This is a genomic window from Geminocystis sp., assembly GCF_041753295.1.
Lineage (GTDB): Bacteria > Cyanobacteriota > Cyanobacteriia > Cyanobacteriales > Cyanobacteriaceae > Geminocystis.
Genome location: NZ_JBGSUU010000092.1, coordinates 1 through 11429, shown reverse-complemented (window position 1 = coordinate 11429; position 11429 = coordinate 1). Strand labels below are relative to the sequence as shown.

The window sequence follows — 11429 nt, the reverse complement described above, 5'->3', positions numbered from 1 at the left end:
CCTGAAACCTGAAACCTGAAACCTGAAACCTGAAACCTGAAACCTGAAACCTGAAACCTGAAACCTGAAACCTGAAACCTGAAACCTGAAACCTGAAACCTGAAACCTGAAACCTGAAACCTGAAACCTATTAACATAAATTATTAATTATTTGAGCAGAAATTTTTAATCATTTAAAGAAAAGATAATTCTCCTGCAACTTCCAAACGTTTATAATCATCAATACACAAAAACTTGTCACCTAAATTTTGGGCAACTGTCGGAGTAATCCACCCCAATTGTTTTAAAACATGAATAGCAGTAGCATATTTAGCCCGTTTTGCACCATCAAGAATTTTAATAGCTAAACCCATATTTTGCCCTATATTACCGATACATTGGATACCTTCTGCCCCAGATTTACTAACCAACATTCCATCAGTTAAAGTCATCAATTCCGTATCGAAAGCACCTTCTCCTGCTACCATAGTGGGGTGATTAGTCATAGCACGAAGGATTCTCTCTAAATCGATACTATTTCCGTTGGCTAATTTAGCGTATAAAGTGGCCATTTGTCCTAATTCTAAAGCATAGGTCGGTACACCACAATCATCTCTTGCCGTCATAATTTCGGCTCCCGGAATGGCTAATAACTCAGCAATTTTTTGTAAAATTAATTGTTGCACTGGGTTTGAGCGATGAAAATAAGTATCTAAATTCCAATTTCTTTGTTGACAAACCGCTAACATTCCAGCGTGTTTACCTGAGCAATTATATTGTAAAGCACTATCTTTTCCTTCAGGAATAGGACATTTTAAGTAACTTGATTCAATATCCGCACGCCAAAGAATGTTAAAAACTTGTCTTGCTTGTTCTATATTACCTTGATGAGAACTACAAATAATCGCTAAATCTTTATCATTTAAGTCAAATCGCTCCATCACTCCCGTACTTGTAACCGCTAGGGCTTGAAATGGTTTCATTGCTGATCTCATAAAAGAGACGGTTTCAGTATCTCCTGCTACGGCTAAAATTCTGCCTCTATCATCAGCAACCACCACTTCTCCTTGATGGATAGATTCTAATAATCCTTCTCTTAATAGATGTATTTCTAAGCGTGGATAGGGTGAGCGTTTTAATCTTGTCATTTTTTATCTAAGTAGGTAGTATAGGAATGAAGAATTAAGAATATTTATTAATTGTTCATTATTCATTGTCCATTGTCAATTGATTATTAGCCATAATAAGGTTAACAAACCGCTACCCATTAGACTTCCCAATAAAATCATACTTTTATGCAATCTTTTTAAAATCGGTTGTACTTGATACTGAAAAATTAATTGATCTCTGCGATAAAATTCTAAAGGTTTTTCCCATATTTGCCCATCATACCAACTTGACTCTTCATACACTATTTTTGTCTTTCTGAGGCGATCGCCAATATAACTCCATCCTAAATACAAGCGTATCAAGAAAAAAGCCATAAAAAGAGAAGCGCCTAAACCACTAGAGAGAAAAAAAGAAAAAGGAGTTTGTAGAGGAGAAAAACTAGCAGCAGCAATAGGAGAGGAAATAAATAAACTAAACACCCATACCCAAATAAATTTAAAGATAAATTGACGTTTTGGCAATGTTACCCAACGAAAAAAGGATGATTCCGCTAATTCTTGATATTCATTTACAGGTTGTTGCTCTGGTGGTACAGGGCAAAAAATATTAGAGGATTGATTCATAATCAATAATAGTCATTAGTAATTAACATTATTCTCCTAATTGAGACGGAAGTTATGGGCTAGAGGTAAAGACTGTTCTTTCAGCACCACTCCAAAAAGCCTCTAAATCATAGAATTGTCTAGCTTCAGGGAGAAAAATATGAACAATAACATCACCATAATCATGGAGTATCCAATTTCCTTCGTTTTTCCCTTCTACTCTGATGGGTAGGCGTTGGAATTTTTCATAAATTTTATCTTCAATAGAAATAGAAATCGCCCTTAATTGAGGTTGAGAAAAACCCGTCATGATGAGAAAATAATCAGCTAAATAGGATAATTTTTCAACATTTAAGAGTACAATTTGATCAGCTTTACGATCATCGGCGGCTTCAGCAATCATGAAAGCTAACTCTTTGGGAGAAATAGATGAACTAGATTGATTTTTATGCAATTGAGCGGAATAATTTTTAAGTTGTAAATGTGATTGTGTCATTCAAATTCTTAATCTCTTTTTTACAATTATAGTTGACACTAACCCGTTAAATCAAAAATTATCTTTTGTGATTGATTACAATTCTTAATTAGGTTTCCTGAACAAGTATGAGTGATGATAGTAAATATTAGGTGTCAGGTTTCGGGTTTCAAGTGTTATTTCCCATAATAAAAGAGCTAAAAGAAATAAAGTTTTTCAAAATTTAGCCCATTGGAGGAAAAGCTCTATTGATTGGTCTTTCGGGTTTAAAGTCCATTTAATTATTAGACCTCTTGCAAAATAAAAAGTAAAATCTATTTTAGGATGGAAAACGTTAATTTCTTAACTCATTACTCATTACTCCACTTCTGCAAGAAGTCTAATTAAAGCCTGTGAAATTGATTTAAACTTTGTCTATTAAGTATTTTTATTCTGATGCAATATCTTAGTTTAAGCTAAAATTTTGGGTACTCGAAAAAAATCTTCTTCCCTTTCTGGGGCAGAATTTAACAAACTTTCTCGCTCATTAAAAGTTACTTGTTGATCTTTGCGTGTAATATTACTAATATCAATGGCTCTAGTAGTAGGTAAGACATTTTCTGTATCCAATTCGCTCAATTGTTCAAAATAATCAAAAATAGCATTTAATTGAGTACCAAATTCTTCTTCTTGTGCTGAGGTAATTTCTAAACGGGCTAAATTAGCAACTTTTTTAACTTCTTCTCTCGTAATACTCATTTTTTTGTAATAATAAATTTAATTTTGAAATATGCTTAACTATCAACGGTGAACTATCAATTAAAAAAATACATCCATTTCCGATCTTCCACTGGTTTTAAGCCAATTTTGAGCCTCTAAATAACTATTCGGAGAAATTCTGATGGCTTGTTTCCAATATTCTGCTGCTTTATCAAATAATCTTTCTGCTTCATCTTCTTCGATGGCTTGTTTACATTTTTCTCCTTGATGATGATAAATTACGGCAATATTATTTAAAACTGATGGTTTACGAGGATTTAGCTCTAAAGATTGATGATAATAGTCTAAGGCTTCTTCTAACTTACCGTTACTAGCATGAATTAAACCTATATTATATAAGATTTCACTGCGATCGTTAGAATCTTCTTCTAATTTAAGGGCTTCATAATAATTATCTAAGGCTTCGGCATATTCTCCCTCTGCCTGAGCTGACATTCCATCACGATAATAAACAAAAGCCTCTTTAGATTTTGCATCAATAGGTAAGACTTTAAGAATAATATCCGCCATGACAGTAAAAGTTTTATCAATAAAATTATCGTTTCTTTGAGATCTTGGCATATATAAAAAATTAAAAATGTAGAATTAAAAACTGATTATTACTTATTACTTATTACTTATTACCTAAGATTTAGGAACACGAATCACAACTTGGTCAATTAAACCATAATTTTTAGCTTCTTCGGCTGACATAAAGAAATCTCTTTCGGTATCTTCTTCTATTTTTTCTAAAGTTTGCCCTGTATGAGAAGCCATGTAAGTATTAAGTTGTTTTTTGAGATACAAAATTTCTCTAGCTTGAATTTCAATATCTGTAGCTTGTCCTTGAGCCCCTCCTAAAGGTTGATGAATCATAATTCTTGAGTTAGGTAAGCTCATTCTTTTTCCCTTTGCACCAGCACTTAATAAAAAAGCTCCCATACTAGCGGCTAACCCAACACATATAGTACAGACATCAGGTTTTATTTGATTCATGGTATCAAAAATGCCCAACCCAGCAGACACTGAACCTCCGGGGGAATTAATATAAAGATAAATATCTTTGTCGGGATCTTCTGCTTCTAATAGCAATAATTGTGCTACTAAAGAATTTGCCAATTCATCTGTAACTTGTTGTCCTAAAAAAACAATTCTTTCTCTAAGTAAGCGAGAGTATATATCAAAAGCCCGTTCGCCACGACCAGAAGTTTCAATAACAGTTGGTACCATTGTGTTAATTTCAATTATCTTTACTATTCTTGATAATTCTGATTGTACCTAATATGGGAACGATTCAGAGAAATTAATCTATCTGGAATTTATTTTGCAATTCTTTGACTTCTTTTCTAGCCCATTGATCAGCGTATAAAATATCTTCTAAATTAGGTTTAGTGGTATTCTTGCCATGAAAGCGATCGCACACTGATTCAATTAAACGAGGAATATCAAGGAAAGTAATTTTTTCTTGTAAAAATAAAGCCACAGCTTGTTCATTTGCCGCATTTAATACCGCAGGAAGACAACCTCCAGCTTTTCCTGCTGCATAGGCTAACTGCATACAAGGGTATTTTTGATGATCTGGTTCACGAAAAGTTAAGTTACCAACTTTCACTAAATCAAGGGTTTCCCAATTAGTCGAAATACGATCTGGATATGATAAAGCATAAAGTAACGGTAATCGCATATCTGCCCATCCTAATTGAGCTAATACAGAGGTATCTTGTAATTCAATGAGAGAATGAATAATACTTTGAGGATGAATCACAATATCAATATTTTCATAATCTACTCCGAATAAATAATGTGCTTCAATAACCTCTAAACCTTTATTCATCAAAGTAGCTGAATCAATAGTGATCTTTTGTCCCATAGACCAGTTAGGATGTTTTAAAGCATCTTTTACTGTTACGGTGGCTAATTTTTCTACGGGTAAATCACGAAATGAGCCTCCTGATGCTGTTAAAATAATTTTACGCAATGCTTTTTCAGGAATACCTTGCAGACATTGGAAAATTGCGGAGTGTTCAGAATCAGCAGGAAGTAATTTAACACCATATTCTTTAATTAAAGGTAACACAACAGGTGCGGCGGCGATCAATGTTTCTTTATTCGCTAAAGCAATATCTTTTCTAGCTTTAATAGCGGCAATGGTGGGTAATAATCCTGCACATCCCACAATACCCGTAACAACACTTTGAGCATCTCCGTAACTAGCTACTTCGCAAATAGCGTCTTTTCCCGCTAATAAAATCGGTTGTTTCTCAACATTAGCGATGGCATCTTTTAATAAAGATAATTTTGCTTCATTTTCAATAGCGACAATTTGAGGTTGAAATTCTCGGATTTGTTCAGCTAGTAAGTTAATATTGCTTCCTGCGGCTAATCCGACTATTTGAAATTTATCAGGATGTTCTCTTACTATATCTAAAGTTTGAGTACCAATAGAACCAGTAGAACCTAGTATGGAAATTAATTTCATAATTTAATACGTCATTTTGGCTATGAATATCTTATCAGGGAATAGGGAGTAGTAATTAAATTTCGGTGGTGTAAAGGGCAAAGTGCAAGGGGATTAAACTTGCTCTCATGGGATATTCAAGCCATACATAGAACTGAGGTGATTTCAGCTATAATTTAATACTCTGTTTATTTTTATAAGATTGTAGTGTTGCACCTGCTACTTTTAAACTATAGGCACTAGCTATATTATCAATATATAAAGGTTTTCCTGTGGTTAAATGTTCTAAAACTATTTCGGTATCTTGAACAAATAATCCTCTACGAGTGCCAACTTCTATCTCTATTTCTTCTTCTGCTGTAATAATTTTTCCTTTTTCTCCTTCAAATAGAATTTTACCTTTATCTCCATAGACTTCTAAGGTGCGATCGCTATTTTTAAATTGATTACCTTTACCATAAGTTATTGTTAGCATCATCTCATTTTTAAATAGTATCTGTGCTTGACACCAACAAGCGGAAAAATAACCCACTTCCGAAGCATCCCAAAAACGAGCATTACAGTTAACTAAATCCACTTCCCCAAATAAATCGGTAAAACGATTAATACGAGAAACCGCAGCGATTAAAGGAAAACCATAATAATCATAATGATAAGTCCAATGAGGTGTAACTTTTTCCTTCGCTAAAATAGTACTATAACGAGCTAAGAAAGGACTACCAATCGCAGGTAAATGTTTTTTTAATGCTTGATGTACACCCCCTAAAATTTCGATATGCTCTACATGAAGCAACTTTTGTTTCTCTTGTGCTAATTGAATGAAATCTTCTGCTTCTAAAGGATTAAGAGTTAAAGGATATTCAACAATAACGTGTTTATTAGCTAATAATGCTCCTCTTACTATTGAACCATGATCTCGATTAACATTACAAATACAAACTAAATCAATACTTGAATCATTGACTAACTCTTGCCAAGTGCTAAAAGACTTAATTTGATAAGTATCGCAAAAACTTTGAGTATTTTCTGCACTATTACCCACCACTGCAATTAAATCACTCAATGATGAATTTTGAAACGCCTCTGCCCTTCTTTTTGCTGCGTATCCCGTGCCTATTAATCCTACTGTGATCATGTTTCTTTCTAAATAGTCTTTTTTAATTTTATTTTTATGACTTTTTAAATTAAATCATACTAAAATTAATTTTGGACTTTTACTTATTAAGTATTTTTGATCTTACAAGATCTCAGATAAACCTATATTTTATTCACTAAGTTAGTTAATCATAAGTAATTTTAATAACAAAAATCAAGAGTTTTCCTCCTAATATATAGCAAATATAAAAGTTAAAGTCTTTATAAATGAATAGTTATAACAAATATAAATGTTTTTAATAACTAGATTCAAGTCATTCTTATAATATTTTAAAAACTTATAGTATTGACGAAAAACAATTTCATTTCTAATGTGTAGAGAATAATTGCCGTTTATACTTTACTATTTTTACTATACTTGCTTAAATGATAAGCATAATTTTTTGTACATTAATTAAAGGACACCAAACATGGCAACTTATAACGTAACTCTAGTAACCGAAGGCGGCGAACAAACTATCGAAGTACCCGATGACGAGTATATTCTTGACGTTGCTGAAGAACAAGGTCTTGACTTACCCTACTCCTGTCGTGCTGGTGCTTGTTCTACTTGTGCTGGTAAAATCGTTTCTGGTACTGTAGATCAGTCTGATCAATCTTTCTTAGATGATGATCAAATTGAAGCTGGATATGTATTAACTTGTGTAGCTTATCCTACTTCTGATTGTAAAATCGAAACCCACAAAGAAGAAGAGTTATATTAATTAGCTTTTTTTCTCTAATCTTAGAAAGTAGTTAAACTAAAATTGCGGTTGGACGAATCGTAAATAGTCTGTGGAGGGTAGCGGTTACGGGGGGATCGTGGAGTAATCTGTAATACCTAGTGCCGTCCGATGAAGCAGAAAAACCTTATCGTGAGGTAAGAGGCTCACATCTATACCGTAGGTCAGTGTGAGAGCGTCAGGGATTTAATATCAGGTTAAGAAAATGTATCCGTTACATACTTAACCTTGATAATCTTCTTAAATTAACGCCCCAGATGTATTCGGAGAGGAAGCCATTTCTTCTAGTCTTTCTTGTTGATCTTGCCCAATACAAGCCTGTATTACATCATCTATCTTGCCTTCTAATATCGCTGTTAAATCAAAGTTTTTCCCTAGTCTGTGATCGGTAGCTCGATTATCTTTGTAATTATAAGTGCGAATTTTCTCAGATCTTGATCCTGTCCCTACTTGTGATCGCCGCATAGAAGTAACTTCATCTTGTTGCTCTTTAAGTTTAATTTCATAAAGTTTTGCTCGTAAAATCTGCATTGCCCGTTCACGGTTTTTGAGTTGCGATCGCTCTTCAGTACAAAAAACCCGAATACCTGTAGGTTTATGAATCAAATCCACCGCCGTTTCTACCTTGTTAACATTTTGCCCTCCAGCACCGCCAGATCGAGCTGTAGTTAACTCAATTTCTTTAGGATCAATATGCACCTCAACTTCATCAACCTCTGGCATAATCGCCACCGTAGCAGTGGAAGTGTGAACTCTACCTCCTGCTTCCGTTAAAGGTACACGTTGCACTCGATGGACTCCGGCTTCAAATTTGAGTTTACTATAAACACTCTCTCCAGTAATTTCGAGAATTGCCTCTTTAAACCCTCCCATCTCCGCAGGAGACTCACTTAAAAGTTTGACATTCCAGTTAAGAGTTTCCGCATAACGAGAGTACATTCGCACTAAATCCCCAGCCCAAATACTAGCTTCATCCCCTCCAGTACCTGCTCGTATTTCTAACATAATATTTTTGTCATCATTAGGATCACGAGGCAACAATAAAAATTTGAGTCTTCTTTCTAAATAATCAATTTGAGCATCTAATTCAGCTATTTCCATTCCAGCTAATTCCTTCATTTCAGGATCTGCGTTAGACTCTTTATAGATTTCTTTTGCACCTTTTAAATCTTCTTGGGCTTTTTGCCATTCTTGATAAGTCATAACCGTTTCCTCTAAAGAAGAACGCATTTTGGCAATTTTTTGTAACTCATTGGGATTCGTGGCAATATCTGGATCTCCTAAACGTCGAGTTAATTCCGTAAAAGTTGTTTCTACAGAAGCTAATTTTTCTAATAAATATGACTCTGCCATGATAAATTTAAAATAATAAATACGATTAACAAACTATTGAATTTAACTATAATCTTTCACTTTGATAACAATATATTTTGAGTAACTCTCAAATAAGATTTGAAAAATAAGTCTCGGATATTAGTTAAACTTCACTATTATAGCAATATTTAGCAGTTAATCGTAAACTAAAGAATATCAAAAAAAAGCTATTGTTAATTATTAATTGTTCACCGTTAATTATTCTCTATGTATAATAATTTTTTTTATCTATTAAGAGCAACTCATGATGGTAAATATTTAGCTGCAAATATTGAAGATTTAGACTTAGGTAATCAGACTTTTTTATTAGTTTTTAAAGAAGATTATGACGCTTTAGGTTATGTGAATCATCACACCCCAGAATATAGTCATAAATTTACAGTAGAATCTGTATCTTCTCCTCAACTAAAATCATTATTACCTAGATGGGGATTTTCAGGAATTGCCATAGTGGAAGATATACTTATCCCTAAAATTAAATTTTCTACGGTAGATTAATTAGTGATTAATTTAACTTAGATTTGACTAATTCTTGGATTTTTTTACCATCAGTTTTACCTTTTAATTCTTTCATGGCAACTCCCATAACTTTACCTAAATCTTTAGTTGTATTTGCACCTAATTTAGTAATAATATTAGTAATAATTTCTTCTAATTCACTATCAGAAATTTGAGCAGGAAGATAGGTTTCAATAATGTCTAATTCCGTTTTTTCTTTATCGGCTAAATCTTGTCTTCCACCTTGAATATATTGTTCAATAGAATCTCGTCTTTGCTTGGCTTGTTGCACTAAAATTTCTATTTCATCTTCTGGAGTTAAATTGTCTTTACCTTTGCCTCGTAACTCTATTTCTTTTTCTAATAAGAATTTTTTAATACTTCTTACGGTTTCTAAGCGAATTTTATCTTTAGCTTTCATCGCTAATTTTATATCTTCATTAATTTGTTCTTTTAAACTCATATTTTTATATTTTAATCTAGTTTATTAACATGGCTAATTATAACATAAAATTAAGTAAAAAAAGGTTATTACTATAAATATTTATCAAGTATTTTATATAAGTTTTTATTAAATATTTTCTTGGTTATATATTCAGTAACTCCATAAATTTTTAGAATTAAGTTATCTTTGAAAATATATTCATTGACGACTAAAATAATGGGAATAAAATTAAATTTATCACTATTACGGATAATTTTACACAACTGATTCGCTTCATTTTCATTAATTTTTTTATCTAAGATAATTAAATCTATTGATGAATTAAAAACAAAATCTAATGCTTTTATTAAAGTATCGGCAACAAGTAAATTATATTTATCTAAACTTAATAAAGTTTCTGTTTTAAAAGCCCAATTTTTATCTTTAGTTATAAAAAGAATATTAAAAATTTTTGAGGATAAATATTGATTAATAGGAGTAGAAAAAGCAGGAGTTATCACTTTAACTAATCCTTTTTCAATAGTGGGATAAATAATTTTACCAATAGTCGCTAAATTTTTATGTAAATAACGAGATAATTGTAAAAAAGTAGTTTTCCCATCTATGGCTTCCCATAAGACTTTTTCTTTATTAAGATTAAAAAGTAATTTTAATTCAAGATAATTAGTAATAAAAGGATATTCTTCTGGATATTTGATATAAGAATTTAATTCTTGCCACTGTTTATTATAATCAATTATTTTAGGTAAAAAAGAATCTAGTTTAAAACGAATAATTAAAGGTTGTAAATTAAAATTTTCTTGCCAAGTAAAATAACCTTTTGTTAAACTAATTATCTTAAATAAATTTTCTTCTATAATCAATTTCAAAATAGTTTTTTCTTGATTTATACTGATAATATTTTCTTGACTTAAAAGTAAAATTGCTTCGTATTCTGAGATACTTAAAAAGGTTGTTAATTTTTCTTTAATTATGTTGATCTCATCCTTTAAATTATAATAAATTAAATATTCTTGAAGACGTTGTAAATTAAAAGATTCTTCATCACTTATAAAAATAATATCACCACTATTAAAAAAGATAAAATACCATAATTTTGTTAAAGAAAAAATAGATTCTGTTTCAATAAAAAGGACACCAGATTTTTGTTGTTTACTGATAAAAGATAAAAGAGAATTAACATCAATTTCTTGTAAATTTCCATACATATAATATAAGACTCAGTTATAGTAACTTGAGTTTTTTATAAAATTTTGAACACATTTTCATAAGTTAAAAGATCAAGAATTAAAAAAAAATAACCTAAATATAATTAATGTAATATTTAAAGATGATCCTAAATTTAAACAGGAAAATAAAAATAAACCATCTTCAAAATATTTATTTAATAGGTTATGATTCTATTTTGTTCATAGGAATAAAATTTTCCCAAGGTAATAAAATAGGACGTTGAGTAAATAATAATTGTCCTCGATGAGTTTTCTTATCAATAGCAACTCCAATGGGAGGTTTCGCTAATTTAACATGAAAATGACAGTAAGTAGAATAAATTTCTTTGGCTGATTTTAGTATATTTGGATCTAAAAGATCTTGAACTTTTTTTGTTGTTTTAGTTTGAGTACCATTTTTAAGATTGATATTCATGTTTTTTCCTCCCCATAGATTGACAATTTACTTTTACTGACTAACTATTATATTAATCAAATATCAATTATCCTTGAAAAGAAAAATTTTAGCTTCTATGTCGAAAGAAGCCCCACACTTTGTTTTCAACAAAAAATAAATCAAACAAGTGTGGGATGAATTTCGACAGATAAATAAACGTTCTATCTTGTCACAACGGTTGAAAATTATGATAAGATAAGAACAACCG

At 31.4% G+C, this 11429-nt stretch carries 15 protein-coding genes; 3 read left to right on the top strand and 12 right to left on the bottom strand.

Going from position 1 to position 11429, the window contains the following annotated elements:
* Positions 1-173: 173 nt before the first annotated feature.
* The 3 genes from ACEW8E_RS10660 to rsfS form a co-directional block, all read right to left on the bottom strand.
* Complete coding sequence (locus tag ACEW8E_RS10660; protein WP_373480326.1) at positions 174-1127, bottom strand: asparaginase; 954 nt, start codon at positions 1125-1127, stop codon at positions 174-176.
* A 75-nt stretch (positions 1128-1202) separates the two neighbouring features.
* Positions 1203-1712, bottom strand: coding sequence for a CGLD27 family protein (locus ACEW8E_RS10655; protein WP_373480325.1), 510 nt, complete (start codon positions 1710-1712; stop codon positions 1203-1205).
* A 52-nt stretch (positions 1713-1764) separates the two neighbouring features.
* On the bottom strand, positions 1765-2187 hold the full coding sequence (rsfS, locus tag ACEW8E_RS10650) for a ribosome silencing factor (RefSeq protein ID WP_373480324.1): 423 nt from the start codon (positions 2185-2187) through the stop codon (positions 1765-1767).
* 124 nt (positions 2188-2311) lie between these two features.
* Between rsfS and ACEW8E_RS10645 the strand changes: the two genes are divergently transcribed.
* Positions 2312-2470: a transposase gene (locus tag ACEW8E_RS10645; RefSeq protein WP_373480327.1), complete on the top strand. Its 159-nt coding sequence runs from the start codon at positions 2312-2314 to the stop codon at positions 2468-2470.
* 146 nt (positions 2471-2616) lie between these two features.
* On the opposite strand, the gene gatC is transcribed toward ACEW8E_RS10645, so the two are convergent.
* The 5 genes from gatC to ACEW8E_RS10620 all read right to left on the bottom strand — a co-directional run bounded on the left by gatC (position 2617) and on the right by ACEW8E_RS10620 (position 6497).
* A complete protein-coding gene (gene gatC, locus ACEW8E_RS10640; protein ID WP_373480323.1) occupies positions 2617-2904 on the bottom strand; it encodes an Asp-tRNA(Asn)/Glu-tRNA(Gln) amidotransferase subunit GatC in 288 nt (95 codons plus the stop codon).
* 60 nt (positions 2905-2964) lie between these two features.
* On the bottom strand, positions 2965-3486 hold the full coding sequence (locus tag ACEW8E_RS10635) for a photosystem I assembly protein Ycf3 (RefSeq protein WP_373480322.1): 522 nt from the start codon (positions 3484-3486) through the stop codon (positions 2965-2967).
* Positions 3487-3549: 63 nt separating this feature from the next.
* On the bottom strand, positions 3550-4134 hold the full coding sequence (gene clpP / locus ACEW8E_RS10630) for an ATP-dependent Clp endopeptidase proteolytic subunit ClpP (protein ID WP_373480321.1): 585 nt from the start codon (positions 4132-4134) through the stop codon (positions 3550-3552).
* A gap of 73 nt (positions 4135-4207) precedes the next feature.
* Positions 4208-5383, bottom strand: a complete 1176-nt coding sequence (gene dxr / locus ACEW8E_RS10625; RefSeq protein ID WP_373480320.1) for a 1-deoxy-D-xylulose-5-phosphate reductoisomerase — start codon at positions 5381-5383, stop codon at positions 4208-4210.
* Between the two features lie 148 nt (positions 5384-5531).
* A complete protein-coding gene (locus tag ACEW8E_RS10620) occupies positions 5532-6497 on the bottom strand; it encodes a Gfo/Idh/MocA family protein (RefSeq protein WP_373480319.1) in 966 nt (321 codons plus the stop codon).
* Positions 6498-6927: 430 nt separating this feature from the next.
* Here ACEW8E_RS10620 and ACEW8E_RS10615 point away from each other — a divergent pair, with 430 nt between their 5' ends.
* The gene (locus ACEW8E_RS10615) at positions 6928-7221 is read left to right on the top strand and encodes a ferredoxin (RefSeq protein ID WP_373480318.1); all 294 of its coding nucleotides are present in this window, start codon (positions 6928-6930) and stop codon (positions 7219-7221) included.
* A 258-nt stretch (positions 7222-7479) separates the two neighbouring features.
* Here the strand turns inward: ACEW8E_RS10615 and prfA are convergent, their stop codons facing one another.
* A complete protein-coding gene (gene prfA / locus ACEW8E_RS10610) occupies positions 7480-8592 on the bottom strand; it encodes a peptide chain release factor 1 (protein WP_373480317.1) in 1113 nt (370 codons plus the stop codon).
* 228 nt (positions 8593-8820) lie between these two features.
* Here prfA and ACEW8E_RS10605 point away from each other — a divergent pair, with 228 nt between their 5' ends.
* Complete coding sequence (locus ACEW8E_RS10605) at positions 8821-9111, top strand: hypothetical protein (protein WP_373480316.1); 291 nt, start codon at positions 8821-8823, stop codon at positions 9109-9111.
* A gap of 7 nt (positions 9112-9118) precedes the next feature.
* Here ACEW8E_RS10605 and ACEW8E_RS10600 read toward each other — a convergent pair whose 3' ends face one another.
* From ACEW8E_RS10600 to ACEW8E_RS10590, 3 genes are all read right to left on the bottom strand, one after another.
* Entirely contained in the window at positions 9119-9574 is a 456-nt protein-coding gene (locus ACEW8E_RS10600) for a GatB/YqeY domain-containing protein (protein WP_373480315.1), read from the bottom strand.
* A gap of 71 nt (positions 9575-9645) precedes the next feature.
* Positions 9646-10764: a DUF4388 domain-containing protein gene (locus tag ACEW8E_RS10595; protein ID WP_373480314.1), complete on the bottom strand. Its 1119-nt coding sequence runs from the start codon at positions 10762-10764 to the stop codon at positions 9646-9648.
* A gap of 184 nt (positions 10765-10948) precedes the next feature.
* Entirely contained in the window at positions 10949-11200 is a 252-nt protein-coding gene (locus tag ACEW8E_RS10590) for a hypothetical protein (protein ID WP_373480313.1), read from the bottom strand.
* Positions 11201-11429: the final 229 nt, after the last annotated feature.